This window comes from Brasilonema octagenarum UFV-OR1, assembly GCF_963888615.1.
In the GTDB taxonomy this organism is placed as follows: Bacteria; Cyanobacteriota; Cyanobacteriia; order Cyanobacteriales; family Nostocaceae; genus Brasilonema; species Brasilonema sennae.
In genome coordinates, this window is the sequence record NZ_CAWPKW010000187.1 from 39,001 (window position 1) to 57,695 (window position 18,695).

At 42.3% G+C, this 18,695-nt stretch carries 15 protein-coding genes; 2 read left to right on the forward strand and 13 right to left on the reverse strand.

Annotated features, from left to right (window positions below):
* Positions 1 to 192: 192 nt before the first annotated feature.
* Together AC5590_RS13105 and AC5590_RS13110 are read right to left on the reverse strand one after the other, a co-directional pair.
* Positions 193 to 985 (reverse strand): IS5 family transposase gene (locus tag AC5590_RS13105; protein ID WP_246163650.1). Its coding sequence is split into 2 segments (ribosomal slippage): positions 193 to 762 and positions 764 to 985, totalling 792 coding nucleotides; the frame shifts between segments, so codons are not numbered across the junction.
* A gap of 142 nt (positions 986 to 1,127) precedes the next feature.
* Positions 1,128 to 2,507 (reverse strand): eCIS core domain-containing protein, encoded by a 1,380-nt coding sequence (locus AC5590_RS13110; RefSeq protein WP_211178348.1) that lies wholly within the window; start codon positions 2,505 to 2,507, stop codon positions 1,128 to 1,130.
* A gap of 197 nt (positions 2,508 to 2,704) precedes the next feature.
* Between AC5590_RS13110 and AC5590_RS13115 the strand changes: the two genes are divergently transcribed.
* Both AC5590_RS13115 and AC5590_RS13120 read left to right on the forward strand, forming a co-directional pair.
* On the forward strand, positions 2,705 to 2,971 hold the full coding sequence (locus tag AC5590_RS13115; RefSeq protein ID WP_169264118.1) for a hypothetical protein: 267 nt from the start codon (positions 2,705 to 2,707) through the stop codon (positions 2,969 to 2,971).
* Positions 2,972 to 3,052: 81 nt separating this feature from the next.
* Positions 3,053 to 3,631 carry a Uma2 family endonuclease gene (locus AC5590_RS13120; protein ID WP_169264119.1) on the forward strand — a complete coding sequence of 193 codons (579 nt, stop codon included), beginning with the start codon at positions 3,053 to 3,055 and terminating at the stop codon, positions 3,629 to 3,631.
* Positions 3,632 to 3,694: 63 nt separating this feature from the next.
* On the opposite strand, the gene AC5590_RS13125 is transcribed toward AC5590_RS13120, so the two are convergent.
* From AC5590_RS13125 to AC5590_RS13175, 11 genes are all read right to left on the reverse strand, one after another.
* Positions 3,695 to 4,894 (reverse strand): DUF4159 domain-containing protein, encoded by a 1,200-nt coding sequence (locus AC5590_RS13125; protein ID WP_169264120.1) that lies wholly within the window; start codon positions 4,892 to 4,894, stop codon positions 3,695 to 3,697.
* 289 nt (positions 4,895 to 5,183) lie between these two features.
* Positions 5,184 to 6,227 (reverse strand): phage tail protein, encoded by a 1,044-nt coding sequence (locus tag AC5590_RS13130; RefSeq protein WP_169264121.1) that lies wholly within the window; start codon positions 6,225 to 6,227, stop codon positions 5,184 to 5,186.
* Positions 6,228 to 6,241: 14 nt separating this feature from the next.
* Positions 6,242 to 8,443 carry a putative baseplate assembly protein gene (locus AC5590_RS13135; protein WP_169264122.1) on the reverse strand — a complete coding sequence of 734 codons (2,202 nt, stop codon included), beginning with the start codon at positions 8,441 to 8,443 and terminating at the stop codon, positions 6,242 to 6,244.
* Between the two features lie 2 nt (positions 8,444 to 8,445).
* The gene (locus AC5590_RS13140; protein WP_169264123.1) at positions 8,446 to 8,862 is read right to left on the reverse strand and encodes a GPW/gp25 family protein; all 417 of its coding nucleotides are present in this window, start codon (positions 8,860 to 8,862) and stop codon (positions 8,446 to 8,448) included.
* Between the two features lie 93 nt (positions 8,863 to 8,955).
* The gene (locus AC5590_RS13145) at positions 8,956 to 11,121 is read right to left on the reverse strand and encodes a phage baseplate assembly protein V (protein ID WP_169264124.1); all 2,166 of its coding nucleotides are present in this window, start codon (positions 11,119 to 11,121) and stop codon (positions 8,956 to 8,958) included.
* Positions 11,122 to 11,280: 159 nt separating this feature from the next.
* A complete protein-coding gene (locus AC5590_RS13150) occupies positions 11,281 to 12,045 on the reverse strand; it encodes a CIS tube protein (RefSeq protein WP_211178349.1) in 765 nt (254 codons plus the stop codon).
* A gap of 30 nt (positions 12,046 to 12,075) precedes the next feature.
* The gene (locus tag AC5590_RS13155; RefSeq protein WP_169264125.1) at positions 12,076 to 14,541 is read right to left on the reverse strand and encodes a hypothetical protein; all 2,466 of its coding nucleotides are present in this window, start codon (positions 14,539 to 14,541) and stop codon (positions 12,076 to 12,078) included.
* A gap of 196 nt (positions 14,542 to 14,737) precedes the next feature.
* Complete coding sequence (locus tag AC5590_RS13160; RefSeq protein ID WP_169264126.1) at positions 14,738 to 15,307, reverse strand: phage tail protein; 570 nt, start codon at positions 15,305 to 15,307, stop codon at positions 14,738 to 14,740.
* An 11-nt stretch (positions 15,308 to 15,318) separates the two neighbouring features.
* Positions 15,319 to 15,561: a hypothetical protein gene (locus tag AC5590_RS13165; protein WP_169264127.1), complete on the reverse strand. Its 243-nt coding sequence runs from the start codon at positions 15,559 to 15,561 to the stop codon at positions 15,319 to 15,321.
* Between the two features lie 307 nt (positions 15,562 to 15,868).
* Entirely contained in the window at positions 15,869 to 16,465 is a 597-nt protein-coding gene (locus AC5590_RS13170) for an FHA domain-containing protein (protein WP_498823336.1), read from the reverse strand.
* A gap of 55 nt (positions 16,466 to 16,520) precedes the next feature.
* Positions 16,521 to 18,677 (reverse strand): substrate-binding domain-containing protein, encoded by a 2,157-nt coding sequence (locus AC5590_RS13175; RefSeq protein ID WP_169264129.1) that lies wholly within the window; start codon positions 18,675 to 18,677, stop codon positions 16,521 to 16,523.
* Positions 18,678 to 18,695 lie beyond the last annotated feature (18 nt).

Consider the following 18,695-nt stretch of genomic DNA (forward strand, 5'->3'; position numbering starts at 1 on the left):
CGATCAATTTGTTTGGGTATGGTTCGTGCCTTACGCGATCAAACGTTTTCGGATAGTGTGTTAGCAACAGCGTAACAAACCGTATATATTCTTCTTAATGGTGCGTCTCACATCGTTGACGCTTCCTCCAGGAACAGCGTACGCACTGTTATTTACGTTAGAGGGTGTTTGAAAAGTGATGAGGGGTAAAATTTATGCCAAACGCCGGACCATGATCCGGATCATGGCAAGGTAAATAAGAGTCTCCGAAGTTTGGGGTAATAGCTCGTAGTCTTTGTTCAAACGCCGACATCCAGTCAGCCAACCGAAAGTACGTTCAACGACCCAACGTTTAGGCAATAAAACAAAACCCTTGTGTTCATGGGGTCGCAACACGACTTGCACAATCCATCGGCATAAATCCATCACCCACTGCATAAAGGGATTGCCATCGTAACCACCATCAACCCAGATAGTAGTCAGACGTGACATTTTGTTCCCCATCTGTTTGACCTTCTGGAGTACTTGTTTACCACCGGAGCGTTGATCCACACTGGCGGCACTTACTAACACTCGCAGTACTAAACCTAATGTATCCACTGTTAAAAACCGCTTGCGTCCTTTGATCTTTTTGCCAGCATCGTATCCCACCTGTTGACTGACCATAGCCGCACTCTTGACACTTTGACTATCGATGATTGCTTCTGTTGGGCTGACTGCTCGCTCGTTGTCCACTCTCACCCAGTCTCTGAGGTGGTCATGCATGCTCACCCATGTTCCAACATGAGCGCCAATTACGGAAGTACGTGTATACCGTTTGCCAATTGGGGAAGTCTTCCGGTAAGTTTCGCCAAGTACATCCTTGTGTCAATACATAGAAAATTGCGTTGATTACTTGCCACATATCTACAACTCTTGGACGACCACCTGTTTTGCCTACTGGAATTAATGGTTCTAGCAATTCCCATTGGTCTTGGGTGAGGTTGCTGGAGTATGCTTTACTCATGGCTCTCAATGGTGCTGTATCTACTTATCTACAGCTTATGCTCTGAGAGCTTTTTTTACTCGTTTGCCTACTTTTCAAACATCCTCTTAGACTGGTACGCAAGTACGTTCTTGCCGCTGTCTACCTGTCCTCTTTTTATTCTTTAAATAACTACGTGTACTTCGTCGCTACTTTGATAAATTCCACCTCCAATGTTTAATTCGTTTTTTATGGCGTTAGCTGCCTTCTTTGCCTCTTCCATTGCAGTAGACTTTGACCCCGCCACTGCTGATGCTTTTACATGGAATTCTGCTTCTAAGTTCTTTTTATCGACTTTGCCTATCAAGGTATTTATTTTACTGATAAATGCCATTCCATCGTTTGTCAACGTATCTTTTTCTGTATCATACATTTTTGGTGTGACAAAATGACCTCCTACCGCTGCAATATGGTCAAAACCACCAGGTTCATAGACTTTTATCACCACTCCTACACAATTGATAAGTCCCTTAATTGTAAATTCTGCCTTTTTTCCTCCTTCTTTTTTTACTATAATTGGGGTCTCTCCCGCCTCTACTGGACTACTTGCTTCTTCGCCCCTCGAACTTTCCATCGCTTGGATCAAGCCCGATGTCGATGGGGCTTCGGTGGCGGGGTGTTGCGATAACTGTGGCTGTGGTAATGGCTTTTTGCTCACTGCTCCCCCATTCTGCTGCACCACATGGGTCAACTCATGGGCAATCAACTCCTGCCCCCCTCGACTACCAGGATTATATTCTCCTTGCCGAAAGAACACATTGTGTCCCGTCGTGAAAGCCCTCGCCTGTAGCGACCGATTCAACTGGTTAGCCCGAGAATCTGTGTGAACCTTCACCCTACTAAAGTCAGCCCCAATTGCCTGCTCCATTGGTTCTCGGATACTGTCAGCTAGAAGTTGCCCACCACCCCGTGCCTGTTTAATTGACGCTTCCAGGTCTGGCGCAGCAGTCATCCCAACCTTAGCTGACCGAAGCTGTAACATTGGCTTCATTTGAAGTTGTTTCGCTTCTTCAGATATTTCCTCTCGCTGAAGATTTTGACTTGACTGCTGAGAAACAGGTGCATTAATCTGGTTGACGACTTGTGCTGCTACCCGATCCGCTTCCTGTTCGTACTTATCTCCCGGCTCTCCAATTGTAAGTTTTGTTTGCACCGCAAGCTTTGATGGTGCATCAGGACGACTTATGGGGATATTGGCAAAGTTGTGACCAAAGCTCGATGCGTGTTGGAGTCTCCTGTGCAACAAGCCACTCATTTTTGCCTGCAATACAGTGAGCTGTTCCTGTCCCTCTGGCGTTAGTGTGCCATACTTTGCCTGGATCTCTAGTTTCGTCGCCTCAAGCTTTTGCTGTTGAAATTCTTGATTCTCTGTTTCCGTTTGTGTCAAAGGGTTCTGTGATTGCGGTTTAGGTTGGGCAATAAAGGGGCGCGACCGGATCTGACTGAGTACTGGGTTTGAAGCGGACGAGTCAGCTTTTTTGTGGATGTGCGATCGTTTGTTCATTGCCAGCCTCAGAACTCAACTGTGGGTGATCCAAACATTGTCTCACCCACCATTGCCTTAATCTATTAGACATTAGTCTAATATTTGTTGGTCCTCCTTCTTTGCGATAAGCCATCGGCTTTAGCTTGTGCGTATCGCACGCGAATCAACCTTCATGCATGGGCAATCGCTCTTGTTTTCCCAAAAACCAATCAAATTTGGACAAGATGATTAGGGTTGCGATCGCACTACCGGGCTGGCGAGGCTTACGGGATGGTTGGGGTTCGGCAATCAGTCTAGCGATGATGCGCTCTGCGCGGAGCTATCGCCCGAAAAAATCTGCACTTCTTCACCAGGTTGCAGACTTGCAATCAGTTAAGGTAAACGAAGTTGGGCTTCTGCTTAAGTGCATCATCCCTGGTCTTGAAGTTATGGACTTGATCAGTTACCAGAATATGAGGCAGACACACCTTGTTTACGGCTGACTGTTAACATAGATGTAACCTGCGATGAGCAAAATCGCCCAGTTAATTTCTTATATCGATATCCCCGCTAGGTGTAGGGTTATGACTATTTTGACATTAAATTTAGATACCGTTCATTTGACCGACGAACAGTTCTATGAGCTATGTCAAAATAACCGCGAGTTACAGTTTGAACGAACATCCAGGGGAGAGTTGATTATTATGCCACCTGTTGGAGGGGAGAGCGGTAATCGAGAAGCTGATATAATTATTGATTTGGGAGTTTGGAATCGGCAAACAGGTCTTGGTTATATCTTCAGTTCCTCTACTGTATTTAAGTTACCCAATGGCGCAAATCGTTCTCCTGATGCTGCTTGGATTCAAAAGAAACGTTGGGAAGCACTCACGCCAGAACAAAGACGCAAGTTTCCCCCCATCGCACCGGATTTTGTTGTTGAATTAAGGTCAGCTACAGATGATTTGGAACTGCTGCGCGACAAAATGCGGGAATATATAGATGCAGGAGTACAATTGGGATGGTTGATTAATCCCCAGCAGCAACAAGTAGAAATTTATCGTCCCGGAGTTGATGTAGAAGTGCAAAATCTACCGACAAAATTAAGGGGTGAAAATCTATTGCCTGGATTTAGTTTGAGTTTATCGTCCTATTTATATGGATAGATTTGTTGGGTTTTGTTACCTCAACCTTGTATTTAGGGGTAGAGAGGTCAATACTAGACAAGTTTACCACTGCCCTGCGTAGTCTTCCTTCTGCAAACCTGTCAATTGCCGCCGTTTCCAAGCATAATTCAGAATATTAATTCCCAATTCCTGGGCTGTGCGAATGGTTAGCCTCGGCAAAGACAATGCTTTATCTAGCCCCCATGCTGATGCCAAGTCACCAATTGATAATATAATTCCTCCTCCTACTTGAAGTTGAATGTTTTGTTGATTGATAATTGGCAACGCTGCAAATAAGAAAGGTTTTGTTCGTAAAGGATGATCTTTTCTCCACTCTTCTAAAGGTTTTAAGGGACAGTCTAACTGTTGAGCTAAACTTTGAACACTTTCAATTAAAGCAGTGGCGCTTATAGGCGCATCAACTAACAGTACACCTCCATCGCTTATATATTTTTTTAAGGATTCTAATTCTGGGCTGTTAAGAGAAAGTGCTTGTTGACCTGTGAGGTAAAGTAAGTCATAATCCTGAATATTTTCTTCTAAAGTGACTTGATAAACTTCATCCGTTCCTCGTAAAAAAGGGTAAAGAGGTTCTATAGCTTGTAATAAATATGAGAGTTGAAAAAAGTTACGAGAACATTCAGAATCGCTATGATTCACTTGAGCCATGCGAATAATTGCTTGAGGTCTGGCTTGTGCTAAATTACGAAAACGCAGATCGATATCGTTATATCCAGGAAAAAAAACGTCAGATGGTTGGGAAATAGAAACTGGACCTGGTGGTAAGATGACTCGGCAAATTTCTACTTCTGAACTATTTGGTAAAGTACTTTTTTCATCAATTCGGAATGTTTCTTGAACAACGTCTCCTTGTACTTCTCGCCGCAATTGATCGGGATCTACATAACTGACTACTAAATAAACTGTGACAGGATCGGTATCAGTGACTTCTGTGGCAATCCGAAAGTCAATCACATTGGGTACAACAATCACATGACCCATTAAATCAATTGCAATTCCAGGTTGAATTTGTACCCAACGTTCATCTCGATATCGCGCTTCTACTTGACGGGGGGCGGGAATAACTCTGACTCCTAAACCACAAACTATGCCTGGTTGATTTAAAGATTGATAGTGAGCATTTTGCCTTCTTAGGTGGTAGTCATGCGCCTTGCGCCAACGTTCGGCATTTATTAACAGACCATCTGTGGGATGAAGACGCTCTAAGGGTTTAATGGTTGGTGGTGGAAAGGGGTGAGTCATTTGAATTACGAATTATGAATTAACTTTTACAATTACTCGGAACCTCACCCTGCCCTGTCGGGCATCCCTCTCCTTGGTAAGGAGAGGGAAAGATTTTAGCGTAGCTGAAAGCGAGGGTGAGGTTTTGAGCGAGATGTGTATACACCATGACCTTGGCAAGGGGAGCCAGTGCGTTGCGGAGCCAGTACTGCAGGAGGGTTTCCCTCCGTAAGTATCTGGCCTTGGGGTTCCCCCCGTTGTAGCACCTAGCGTGAGGGTGCCGTCAGGCGGGTGGGGTATAATTGCGATATTACCCAGGATTTTCAATAGATAAGTCATATGTACAGAAGGCGGGCTTTTCTTGGTCAATAATACGTCGTACTAGTTCTTCATCAAGACTATTGGGATGGATGGGGCGCAACCTCACTGAAAAATGATAAGGTTTTCCACCTCCTAAAACAGCTCTTTCTCCTAAATCTGCAGCCCCCAATACAAAACCCGGACCAAATGCTTCAATGATACCGATCCGTTTATCAGATTCGGGCAAATCTTCATCTAATGGTAAACCTGTATAGAGATGCAAATACAGACGCAAACCATTACGAGTACCACGCCAACGGTAAAGTTCTACAGCACGGCGAATCAAACGGCGTTGCTGAGGCATTTCCCAGCTAGCTTCAACTGACCAACCTACCCAATGTGCTAAAAACGGTAATAAAGCTTTTGGTGCTGTCAAAGGGTCAAGGTTTGCCCACATGGTGTTGAAACTGTCAACGATTGGTTGATAAGTCTGCTCAAAAATTTTCAGGAAGCGACCAATAAAGTCTACTTCATGATACATTTGAGGTAAAAACTCCATGTAAGCACTGTAAGGACGTATATAAAGACCAAAATCAGCTTCTTCTATTTGTTCGTACTCAGTGCCTGGATCAACTTTTACAATAACCCGACTGCGATAATTTAGCTCTAACTTTTCTTTTTTACCAACGCGGAGTGCTTCTTGATCTTCAAAAAATGAAGCAGGAACGTGAAAATAAAGCACAGCATCCATCTGCGCTCCAGGCACAAGTTCATTACCCTCTGTTCCCAGTTGACACCATTCTATGGGAAAGTCGCCTTCTATCCTCCAACTTAAGCGTATGCTCTGTTGCAGCAAGTTCTTGACTTGCAAGATCATTTCGTTAGGCTCTCCTGGATGAAGTACCAAATTGGAACCAACGGGTGTATCTAATGTTGCATTTGTTATATTTTCTGCATCAGCCAAATCTAAGCCAGCTACAGGTGCAGACTCAGAAATTCGCATTGGTGTTAATTGAATCTCGATGCTTTTTTGCCAACTTCCAATTTGAACCATATCAGCAGCAACTCTTAACGAGTGATAAAATTGATAGTGTGGCTTGAGCGCAAACCGCTATCTGCCCAAGAACAAACCAAACCTAACAATCCTGGATCAATCATCTGCTCTGGGGAGTTTTGACGAACCCAAGTGTCGCCGCTTTTACGTATTGGAAACATCAGGACTGGACCGAGATACCGCACTCCAGGGATTTGTTGTAGTAAGGCAATAATATCTGAGGTATACACGGGTCGTCCAAAAGGCCATCCTTTACTGTCTAAACCACCAGTCAGAGGATTTAAAAATTGATACAAGGCAATCTGTAAGTTGAGCACAATCTCTCGTTGGGCGAGAGGGTTATTATAAGTAGGTTCTAAAGCAATTTCTGTCTGAACGGAAACACCGACATAATCGGGTTCTTGAAGTAAAACTTGCACTCCTAGCAGGCGTCGGTCATCTAAGTATGCCAAAATCTGTTCTTGGAGACTGGGTTGGAGTACAAACGCTTCTGGGGCGATGCCTTCTCCTTGGGCGATCGCATCCGTATTTGCCTGTGGTACTACAATCAAACGTACTATTCCCCCACCAGTGCTAGCTGTTGCTGGCAAACAATGAACGCGAGCCACTGCGCCTGCACCTGCACGTTGTGCCAAGACTTCAAAATCTTCAGCAGTGACGGCGCGATCGCGGGTGCGTAGTATGCGAGGTGCTCTTAAGACAGCCTGTTCCAAGGATTCAGCATCAGCGCCATTAGTGGCTGGTTTGTGGTTAATGGCACTAGCAACGTAGGGAAAACCTGACCTTAAAAACTGGAGTGTGCCACTTTGGACATTGCCTATGCGACCTCCTCCCGTGCGATAGGCAACCATGACGATTGTTGACCCTCGGGGAGGAATTGCGCCATATTGGTGTTCAAAGGCTCGCAGTTCCGCATCGTTCACCTGTGTTCTTAATTCATAAGGCTGAGGCTGCTGTATCTTAGAACGAATTTTTGTTTTTCTTTCTAACTGGTCAGGTTCGCGAATTAGGGGTCCAAACTGGACTGTACCTGTGAGAGAATCAATTGTGTAATGGCGATCATCTGGATCAGAATCGGCAAAATCTGCAACTTCTTGCCATCTCTGAGGTAAACCCCCAGGGGGAGTCACGAGAATATACTCATCTTCTCGACGCTCTAAAATCGCAGACCCTTCCAACTCAAAAATCTGACCAGGCGTGCCATCACTGATTCCCAAGCGTTCGTCCTCGATCAGGGTACTGTGACTTGCCCTTACTGTACCGCCAATCGATTCCACTGCTAGACTAATAATTCTTGGAGAACTGTTGTAACTGGGCTGATTACCTTCTGGCTCTGTTAAAACGCAGCGTATCCAACGACCTCTATAAGTGGTAAAGCTTGCTACTGGCCAACTTAGAGGTAGATGGAGAATAACATCTGCTATTTGAGCGGGATCGTCATCAAGTTCTGCAATTTCATGAAAACTGAAGCCCCGCGTTGCATCATCGGCTTCTTGCAACAAAACTGGTTGCCATTTTTTACCATCCCACGCTTCCCATCGACGAGGTGGTTGATTAGGATTGATACCAGTTGGCGATGCAGCTGCTCCTTGAAACGTGATTGATAAAACATTTCCTTCTATGGGTTCATTTGGTTCCATGACAAGGTAAAAGCAGTTACCGGGCTGCGGGTTTTCTTCAAAAAGAAGTTGTTCGTTGCCGAACCACGTACCATCTGGTTGACGCGTCCATTGGTTGGTGACTTGATCGCGCAAAATTAGAGGAGAGTCTTCCGTAGTTTGAGATGTTAAAAAGTGCCGCAGACTGGGTTTGCCGATTAGCAAAGGAGAGTCAGTACTGAAAACGACTGCTTCCATCGTTTCAGTTCCCAAGGTTGCCACTTGTAACCCAGTCGGAATAATATATGTTTCTGAAGGATACGTTGTGAGATAAAAAGTAATATCTGTTCGTGCTGGAGCTGGGGGCTGTAGGCGTATCCCCAGTAATTCTAAAAAAGCAACATAATTTTTACGCGGAACTTGGTTGAACCTCAGCAACATTTGGTCTGTCAACCAAGCAAATAATTCAATCAGTGTAATTCCCGGATCACTCAAGTTGTGATCTGTCCACTCTGGGCAGTAGCGCGGAATTCGCAGAACACACTCTTCTACTAATTCATCAAAGGTGCGATCGTCCAGATTAGAATTAGGCAATTTAGGTAAAAAATCGAATTCCACACTTACTCCACTGCTGAAGCTAGATAAAAGGGATAGACAAAGCTGTAAATGTCATATTCGTCTTTCAGACGATAATTGATGATGATATCTATTCTGCCCCGCACCGGATCTGAATCGGTTAGCACTTCATCGACAACAATGCGAGGTTCCCAAACCTGCAACGCTTCTAAAACATACATCCGTATTTGGATCAAAGTTTTGCTATTCAATGGTGCAAACACCAGTTCTGACAAGCGCGAGCCAAATTCAGGTCGATACACCCGCTCACCCACCTCAGTGCGTAAGATGATCCAAATAGCTTCCTTAATCTTTTGTTCGTAAGAGCTAAGCTGTAGTCCCCCTTGTAAGCTAACATGCAGCGGGAAAGCCCAGCCCCTTCCTAAATAGTCTTGTTCCTGACTATCAATTACATCTGGCATAAGGCAGCCCTTGCTAGTACATTTTTTTAAGATATCGGCAAGAAGGATATAAGCCTATTCGCCAAAAGTCTAGAACCTCAATTTGGAAATTTCTTAAGTTAATGCCATTGGATCTTCAGGTGATGCTGGCAATGGAACAACTGGGCGATTGGATGTAATTGCACCGTCAGAATAAATACGGACATTTTTACCTCGTAAGTATAACAACCCCATAGAATTCACGACAATTTTTGGAACAGGAGTATCCGTCAACTTGATAAAATGTCTTAATTTGGTTCTTATTTCTGTAGAAACATTAGGAGGAGAGTCATTCATCGTAATCGAATGCCCACCTTGGGTTGTGATTTCTGTAGAAATCTTGGGAGGAGAGTCATTCATCTTAATGGAATGCCCACCTTTGGTTTTTATTTCTGTAAAAACCTTGCCAGGAGAGTCATTCATCGTAATCGAATGCCCACCTTCGGTTATGATTTCTATTTGTTTCTGACTATCATTCAGATAGATTTTATGACCCTGAGCGGTTTCAATGCGGATACCAGTGTGACTCGATCCTTTATCCTCTTCTATAAACTGTAGGGTATGTCCGGTACGCGTCTCAAAGGTACGCAATCTCACGTTACCTGGTTTCTTCCCGGCATCAGGTTTGGCTAGAATTTTTTTAGGTTTGGGTATAGTTTCCCTAACACTAACCATATTTTGTTGAGTAATGACACTTTCTGCCACCGGTGTTGGGATGTTGTCCTTTCCATTCCAGACTCCACCAATGATATAAGGACGATGGATATCGCCATGCTCAAAACCTACCAAAACTTCATCATTTACTTCAGGTAAACAGTCAAACCCCTTCTGGTATTGACCGGCTCCTATAGCCACAACCCTAGCCCAGTAACTTTCATGTTCTTCCACCTGACCAGCTTTATTACCTGAACCAACTTTATTACCTGGACTAACTTTATTACCCGGACCAACACCAGGCATGTTAGGCTTGCTCGATCCCGGTTGGTCTGGTGGCGTCAGAGTTGGGAAATAGACTTTAACTCTGCCCATGCCTTGAGGATCGTTATTATCAGTGACAATGCCAACCAGAAAAGTTTGACCAGGCTGTAAGCGCACGGGTGTCGAAATAGTTGAAAATAAACTTCCACTACGTAGTCCTCTTACACTAAATTCAGTGTGATAAACCCTTCCGCTATATATATGACGTGTTTCTGTAACGTAATATTCACCGCTATAGCGATCGCCTAAACCGTCGATAGTTACAACTCGTCCAGGTCTAATGTTGGGATTACCCACAGATTTTGCATCTGCATAAATAAATTCTCCTCCTAGTTCATCACACAACGCCTGAGCCATTGCCTGTGCTTCTTGGGCAGTAGACACAGGTTGATCTACTACTGTTATTTTGGATGGCTCTTTAAGATTAAAGTTGTCAATAGCAACACTTCCTAGAGCGCTACCCGTCTGTGTGACTACATTTTCTGATGTAGCTGTTTCGGAGATTGCTTGTTTCTGAGTATAGTCCCAACTACGTACCTCTACAGAACTTACCTGTTGAGCACTAGTAATACGGGTTTTGAAACTATTAATCTCATCTAGCCATTTGAGTTGTAATGAGCTTTGACTAGCTGGCTTACAAAAATTCAGTTGATTGTCTTGTACATACAGCTCGTATCCAATGCGAGCGGCTCTTTCCCGCAGAAACTCCATATGAGTTTGGTTTTCTTGAAAGACATATTCATGCTTCTGACCGCTGTTATCGCACCTGTTCATAGTTATCCCTGTTCGCGTTGCAATATCCTTTACTATTTCGGTATCACTCATGTTTAAATATGAATAATTATGACGACCTCTATGGAGACGATGGGAAATATCGTAACCGCGAACAATAATGGGAGCCTCTGATTTCTCGTTAAAGCTAACTTCAATTCCTGTAATTTCACCTTCGATTAGATATTCTTCCAGTTCGTCGTCAAAATTAGGATCTTGAGTAGTACTGGAAACGAAACCTATTTTGACTTTGTTACCAATTTCAAACAATTTTTCATGTCGCCAAGGTTGGTATTCTGGGCGTGGGCTAGTGGGAAGATAACTATTGTGTATCACCAATGTAAACATTGCTGGTGCATGAAGGCTTTCTTCTACAATGATTTGCAAAAAATCCTTCATTAATTCAGGAGAAGCTGTTTGCCAACGACTACCGCCAGCACTCGACAATTGTATTCTCGGAATAGATAAATAAAGGCTTTCTTTTGCAGGCATAACTCTTAATTAAAATGATAGTTTGGTAAACAAGAAAAAACTTTAAAAGGGCTTTTTATAGATTTCCTTTTTACGATTGAGTCAGGTATTCTTTAGCAGACATAGCGGTAAATACCCAAGTTTATCTGATTTACATTTTATGCAAATTACTTGAACACGTTACCGCTTACTGCGTGGGCCACCGCCCCGTGGACCACCGCCCTTTGGACCACCGCCCTTTGGACCACCGCCCTTTGGACCACCGCCCCGTGGACCACCGCCCCGTGGACCACCGCCCTTTGGATCACCAGGTCCCTGGCTGGGTGGAACATCGCTTTTGTCTACTTCTCGTAGTTGAATATCGACCAGTGCTCTGACAGGTGTACCATCAGTTAAAAACATGGTTAGTGTGTAGGTTAAACTGTCAATGACACAGGGAAAATACTTGTTGTCTCCCCACATAAATATATAGACTGGGGGACGCTGGTCGTCTCCACTCTGAATAGTTTCTACACCTTTTTTAATATCGTCTATATATTTCGTCAATACTGATTCTTTCGTTTCATAAGTGTCAAATAATAGCTGTTGAAGAGTTAATTGATATGGCTGAACTCCAGAAAAGTTTATCTTTGGCAATAGAGATGTTCCTCTGTTACCGTCTTGGGATGTCCAGTTAACACTTCGCGAGAAGCTAATTTCAGTTGGATTAAACATGACTTCAATATCTGGAGCTTCATTATTACATGCCATTAGTGTTGCTTTTGCAAGCTGCGGGTTCAGTTGATTGGGTTCTGCAAGCTGTGTTTTTGCACCATTATTAGGTTGATTAGTCGGTGGAGTTTTTGGAGAATTCTTTGATTGTTGATTAGTCGGTGGAGTTTTTGGAGGATTCTTTGGTTGATTAGTCGGTGGAGTTTTTGGAGGATTCTTTGGTTGAGGTGGCATTTCTTTAGCTTATATTACTATTATTGATAATTACCAGGGTAGGCGACCTGAGTATATGCCATTACCATGTCTTTCTCTTTCAATTTCCAATCGTTGGCGCAATCTGTTATATATTTCTCGTGCAAGAGTTTCGATATCATCAGCAATTTTATCTTCAGTTGGAGGAGAACAAAAAAAGCTTTTTATAGTTTGTGTTATGGGTTGCGCTTCTGTATCAATATCGGATGGAACGGCTCCATTGGATGATGTAATCTCCTCGCGTGGAGAGACTTCTCCTCCGTTAGCAAAACCTTGTAACACGGCTTTTCGCCTAATCGTAGTTTTTGGCGATTTTGAAACTGTAGGAACTTTTAAATTTTTCCTACTATATTTTACAGGTTCTGAATCAAATGCTGTAGATTGATTGGTACTGCCGCTTAGTAATTCTTCAACACTTGACCACTGGGAAGGTGCTGTTTCAGAGGGAGAGTTAGTAGCAGGAGTTGATTGTTGGAAAACTAAATTAGGCAATGAATATTGCTCTGAGTGTTTACCCACTTTTGTTCTAGTATTTTCTTTTGTATAAGCCTGAATAAAAGTAGATCTTGAAAGATTTTGTTTTTCAACAATTTCCTGACCGATTGACGATGAAATCAGTGCATGAGATGTTGTAGGTGAAGTAGCATCTAAACTTTCCCTTTGTATTAAAGTTTGATTATAATAATTGGTATGAATAGAATGATCTGAAGCTAAAGCTGACTTTTCTTCATCTTGTGAATTTGGGATCTCTTTAGGGGAAATAAAATTCTCTGGTCTTCCCCCACTATTTATATGTTCTAGGAGAGTAAGATTTTTCTGTGTGTCCTGGGCATTAATGACAAACTCTCCAGGAGTCAGCATAGCAGCAACCGTATCGGAGGGCGCTATACTCTGGCTACCTTGAACCTGGGTAGTCACTACCTGACCCCCAGTTGCAAAACCTGTGGGCGCTAGCAGATTATCAAAAGTGGGGTTTTTTGGAGATGATTCATTCGGGAAATCCCCTATTAGGTCTTGCTCCACCACTGTAGATTCGTCTCCTAAAGTGGATAGGGTAGTTGTTGATACATCAGGTATGGCTGTTGGTGTTACTGGCAGAATTTGTTGTGATGTCTCAGCAGTTGGTTTATGTTGGCTGGGTTGAAAAGGTTGTGTTATTTGCGTCTGTGCAGTGACATTGTTGAGTACATCTGAAGCACCAACTGATGCATCGGAACCTATCCCTTGTTCCGCATTGAGGAACTGCCGCATCACTGTAGATTCATTCCCCAAAATGGGTGGGGTAGTTGTTAATACACCCGGTACAGGAGTTGGTTCTGACTTGTTATTTACGTCTGGTGTAATGACTGTTGGTGTTACTGGCGGAATTTGTTGTGATGTTTCAGCGGTTGGTTTATGTCGGCTGGGTTGAGAAGGTTGTGTTGTTTGCGTCTGTGCAGTGACATTATTGGATAAATCTAAAATGCTGGGTTGAGGTTGTGCCTCTACGGTGAGAGGTAGTGGTAGATTTGATTGTTCAACTGGAGTTAATGTTTCTGGTGTGGGTACAACAGTTGGAGAATCGGAGGCAATCTTTTGTTCTGGTGTGGATGCCGGTTTTAATTCATCACTAATATGTGAACTCGTAACTGTTGGTAGCACTGGTGGATTTTGCACTGATGTTGAAGTACTTGTGCTATCTACGTTCGGTTGCGCTCGCAGTGTTGTTTGTGTTTGTGTAGTCAGATGTAGTGGTAGATTTGATTGCTTAACTGGAGTTAATGTTTCTGGTGTGGGTACAACAGTTGGAGAATTGGGGGCAATCTTTTGTTCTTGGTTGATAGACTGCCGCATCAGTGTGGATTCATTTCCCAAAGTGGGTGGGGCAGTTGTTGATGCACTAGATATAAGAGTTGGTTCTGACTTGTTATTTACGTCTGGTGTAATGAGTGTTGGTGTGACTGGCGGAATTTGTTGTGATGTTTCAGTACTTGTGCTATCTAGATTGGGTTGCGCTGGCAGTGTTGTTTGTGTTTGTGTGGTCAGAGGTAGTGGTAGATTTGATTGTTCAACTGGAGTTAATGTTTCTGGTGTAGGTACAACAGTTGGAGAATTGGGGGCAATCTTTTGTTCCGCTTTGAGGGATCGCTGCGTAACTTCAGGCTCAACCTTCTTGGCAGAGTTTTTCTTGGTTGCCTTTTTAGATTTAGCCGTAGAGTTTGTTTTAAGTTGAGCTTTAGTTTGTTTTTTAGACTTAGTATTTTTCTGATTTAGCAACTCTGAAGAAATAACATTTTTCTCATAACTATCACTAGTAATAGTTTTTTGTGAACTCTTTTTGAGATTTTTCGGCTTTTCAATATTATTGATATTAAAATTTTCTAGATTTTTATCCAAATCCTCAAATTTAAAATTTGTTGATTGGCTTAATAAATCAGTATCTAAAGCAGTATCAAAATCATCCCAGCTTCTGAGAACTTTGCTCTTTTCGCTTCCCATTAATAAGTCCGCTGGTGCCGACAAGGGTTTTAGAATTGTTAATGGCTTTATAAAATTTAATGAATGTAATAAACTAGATTTTTTCTGTAAAAAAACACTATTAGCAATACCTAAATAACTATTCGATCCAAGTGGAGAAGATTTTATTCCTAGTTGAAATTGAACGATCTGCATAGTTGAGGTGAATAAATTGAAACTAGTTAGAGGTGAAAAAGCCCGATTTAGACCGTGTGGTAGGATTACCGCCGCCTCCTTGTTTGGCAACTTTTAAACCTTCATATGCTAAAGTGAGTTCTTCAATAGCAACTGAACTTCCATCTGCCTGAAGATCTGAAGATTTCCAGCCTATAGGAATAGCACCAATGAGAGTCCAGCTTTGCATTGTTTCACCTGCTTGGTTGAAAACCAAAATGTTGACATTTTGCCGAAGATTGTTCTCACCATTCTGTTCATCAAAAATTTTAGTAGCCCAATTCAAAAAACCAAGATTATCTGTGATGCCACGTTTGAGAGTAACGTCTGTAAATTCTATATGACCTAAGTAAACACGTTGCTGGTCGTTGACACCACCTTCGTGAAAAACATTTTTTTGAATCTGAAAACCCAAGCCCGAACATTCAGTAAAAGATGCAGCAATAGTGCTGTCTATTTCTACATAAAAACGATTAGTAGTAACATAATTGAGTTCATGATTAACATTACCATTACTAGCATTACTAGCATTACTACTTTTATTACTTTTATTACCTTTCTTACCATTAACCATTATAGACACCTCTATTGACCATAATTTATAATCCTCTCCCTTTGCAATTGTAAGTCTTCCACTAAAAGTTCATATACACGATCTGTAAGCTGGTTTAAAAACATCTCGTCAGTAAAATAATCTCTTACTGTTACGACTGCTTGGAAATGCGCGGATCTTACCGAAGTTGCTGCGTATCCACCAACACCACCTATTTCTCCAATTGATGATGGAGAATCTAAAAATTTTCTTATTTTTCTTTTATTGGAGTCCATAACTGAAACAATGCGTTCTCAATTCAAGGCTAGAGGCATTGCATCAGAAGTAAAATTAGCCAAAGGTCGAATAAATGCCAACTTAATCGACAAAGTAAGCTGTCGCGCTTTTAATCTGCATATTTTTTACTTTGAACAAAAACGTCAAACCCTCTCCCTCACTCTCTCATTCCCTCGCTCACCAGAGTGCAACTTATAGGCGTAACAGCTTATGCGTGGGGAGATAGGAGAATAGGGGCAGTGGCAGGAAATTTAAGATAGGCAATGCTAACCCTGTTGTGAGTGTACGGATGGTTTGATCTCTCTATTAAAAAATTACCGAAACTGTAAAAGTGACCAAATTATTTTGCCCCAGTTGCAATAAATCACCATTACTGAGGCGGTAAGGAACCCCAGAGGCAAGAAAATTGCCATTAAGATAAGTACCATTTCGGCTGTTATCAATTATAATGTAAGCATTTTGGTTTGCATCCCAATAAATTCGAGCATGAGCACGAGAAACTACACCCTCATTGGGAATACCAAATAGATCAATTTCTGGTATTCTCCCACTCATTTGTGAACGGCGACCAATATAACCATCTTCTCTAAAAAAGCGAAATTCTCGTCCAGATGAATGCATGAGTCTGAGCACTGGACGAGGAGAACTTGGTGGTGGGTAAGCAGATGGGGTTGCGGATGGTGGGTAAGCAGATGGGGCTGCGGGTGGTGGATAAGCAGGTGGTGACGGTGGCGGTAAAGGTGGAGGTGGCTGTTCTACATAAGGAACTGAAGAAGATTGATAAGAAGGTGGATTGATAGAGGCTGGATAATCAGTTTGGTTGACTACTTTTGGGGGAGACGATGTATTAGGTGGTGTACTAGATTTGGGAGCGATCGCATTACCTAACGGAGTCCCGCACATAGGGCAAACTTTAGCATTGTTGGGTAGGACGCGATTAAAATATTCACATTTAGAATTAGGGCATCGATTGGCAGACATGGGATCGATATTCTTTTTGCATCGCTTTCAAAGGAACAAGCTCTACTTTACTCAGTAGACATTGACCTTGAAAGGTAGTTAACATATCAGCAAATTTGGAAGCAGCAACAGCTGGGGGGCGGTTGTCTTTAAGGTACACAACAAATACAGGATAGCCCAAAGCGTAGCTCTTTGATTCAAATGCTTGAACATTGGGGTAATATGCTGTACCTTTGGAGCATCTCTGATACTCCTCAGGATTTATGGGTTGATCGTTAGGCTGCAACAAAGCCTGAGTAGCGCGGTTATTGTCGTCAACTATAGCAAGGGGATAACCCCTACACTGACCTAAAAATTTACTGATTACACCGAAACCAATGATACCAGTTTGCCCCTTTTCCTTGTCAAACTTTTCATAAACTAATTTCAAAGTATCCCCTGTAGATTGGAAACGATCCCGAGTGATGGTTCTGTTAAACTTGTTGATTAAGTCCGCATCATCTTTGAGTACTTTCTTTTGAAATAAGCGTATTGCTTCGAGTTCTGTTGGAGCATAAGGTTCTATGGGAAGGTCGAGTTCGCTTAACTGCTTCCAATTAGTGATTTCGCCTGTATAAATTTTACGTAAAGACTCAAGACTAATTTTCCCATTAAGAGGTTTGGCAAGATTTCCGCCTTTTTTACTACCTACTACATAAATAAATAAACCATCATAAGCAATCTGCTTTTTCTCAAACTCATCTGTCACTTGATCTTCTAAACTAGTAATCGCAAAGTTTTTCTTACCTGACTTGACCTCTTGTATTGGTTTACTTTTTGTTTCTTTGTCTATAAAATTACCCTCTTTTCGTATATCTAATGATGCTACAGACTGATAATTAAACTTTGTATCTTTTTTGGGTTGTTTCAATATATCTTCTAATTTGTTATTATCAACACCTTTTCTCAAAATATGACTCCACGTACTATCTCTTTCTCCTATGTAGGTATACTCTCCTGGCTCAACACCAGCGATACTTGCAAAATTAGACTCAGATTGGAGCGAGGATTCAAGCTGCTGGTTGCTTGAGCTATATTTCCACCAGAACCATCCTCCCCCTCCCATCAATACCAATGTCAAAATTCCTAATATAATCAAGAAGAGTTTGCGGAAGCTTCTTTCTTGCTCTTCATCAACAACAAGTGGTGCAGAACTGCTGTTCTGTTGCTCTTTAGGTAGTGCTAATAAAGCTTCCCGGGCTTGTAGCGCACTTTCAAATGGATTATCAATCCCTATTAAGCGATGCAAAAATTTCTTTAAGTGGCGATTGCTATTAGGCCAATGTTCATCATTTCTTGGATCGACATTCCGTGTTTGTCCTACCCATAAATAAAAGGCGACTTGTGCCAACGCTTCTAAATCTTGCTGAGGTTTTGGATTTGAAGGTTGAGATCTAATAGAAGGTGGAATAAATAATTCTTCCCACAGAGCCAAATCACACAGGTACACATAAAGCTGCTGATGACCTTCTTCTTGAATTAAGACGCTATCTAAATTGATATTACCATGAGCCAGTTGAGACAGTGTTTGGTTTGAAGGGAGGCGCAGTTTTTGAGTATGGATAAATTCTAAGGTTTGCAAGGTTTGATTGAGCACCTCACGTACTTGAGATGCTGGCATTGGTTCTTTTTTTTTCACTAAAAAATCATTTAAAGTTTGGAATGTTTCCACCCTTTTCATAATTGCATAACAGCATTCTCGTTGTTGATCAGCAATTGCCTCCCAAGGATTGATGAGACGAAAATTTTGAACTCTCCCATCTGCTAAACTAACTCCTGCCACACGTTTAAAAGTCTCTTGACGTTGGCGAGTTTCTTCTTCATTAAAACTCTTGTTAGGTAGCAGATATTCCTTTATAAGTACAGGTTCGCTATCAGTCAATTGTATGCCTGAGTACAAGCGTCCTAAACCCCGCACTCCTAAATAACTTGTTACTTGATATATACCCCTAGAGCCTTTGATTTCTGCTTTATGGGGTAAGATTGCTGGAAAACCGCACTCCAGACAAAACTTAGCCCCTTTTACTTCCCGCGCTGTTGCTCCTGGGAGATCGCAACTCAAGGGAGCATTGCTAGAGCATCGATATTCCTTATAAAAATACTGAATTGAGGGCATAAAGATTATATGTTTTGA

Coding starts and splice junctions, on each gene's coding strand:
- AC5590_RS13110 (WP_211178348.1), bottom strand. CDS start 2,507: ATGAACAAACGATCGCACATCCACAAAAAAGCTGACTCGTCCGCTTCA.
- AC5590_RS13120 (WP_169264119.1), top strand. CDS start 3,053: ATGACTATTTTGACATTAAATTTAGATACCGTTCATTTGACCGACGAA.
- AC5590_RS13125 (WP_169264120.1), bottom strand. CDS start 4,894: ATGACTCACCCCTTTCCACCACCAACCATTAAACCCTTAGAGCGTCTT.
- AC5590_RS13130 (WP_169264121.1), bottom strand. CDS start 6,227: ATGGTTCAAATTGGAAGTTGGCAAAAAAGCATCGAGATTCAATTAACA.
- AC5590_RS13140 (WP_169264123.1), bottom strand. CDS start 8,862: ATGCCAGATGTAATTGATAGTCAGGAACAAGACTATTTAGGAAGGGGC.
- AC5590_RS13145 (WP_169264124.1), bottom strand. CDS start 11,121: ATGCCTGCAAAAGAAAGCCTTTATTTATCTATTCCGAGAATACAATTG.
- AC5590_RS13150 (WP_211178349.1), bottom strand. CDS start 12,045: ATGCCACCTCAACCAAAGAATCCTCCAAAAACTCCACCGACTAATCAA.
- AC5590_RS13155 (WP_169264125.1), bottom strand. CDS start 14,541: ATGGGAAGCGAAAAGAGCAAAGTTCTCAGAAGCTGGGATGATTTTGAT.
- AC5590_RS13160 (WP_169264126.1), bottom strand. CDS start 15,307: ATGGTTAATGGTAAGAAAGGTAATAAAAGTAATAAAAGTAGTAATGCT.
- AC5590_RS13165 (WP_169264127.1), bottom strand. CDS start 15,561: ATGGACTCCAATAAAAGAAAAATAAGAAAATTTTTAGATTCTCCATCA.
- AC5590_RS13170 (WP_498823336.1), bottom strand. CDS start 16,465: ATGTGCGGGACTCCGTTAGGTAATGCGATCGCTCCCAAATCTAGTACA.
- AC5590_RS13175 (WP_169264129.1), bottom strand. CDS start 18,677: ATGCCCTCAATTCAGTATTTTTATAAGGAATATCGATGCTCTAGCAAT.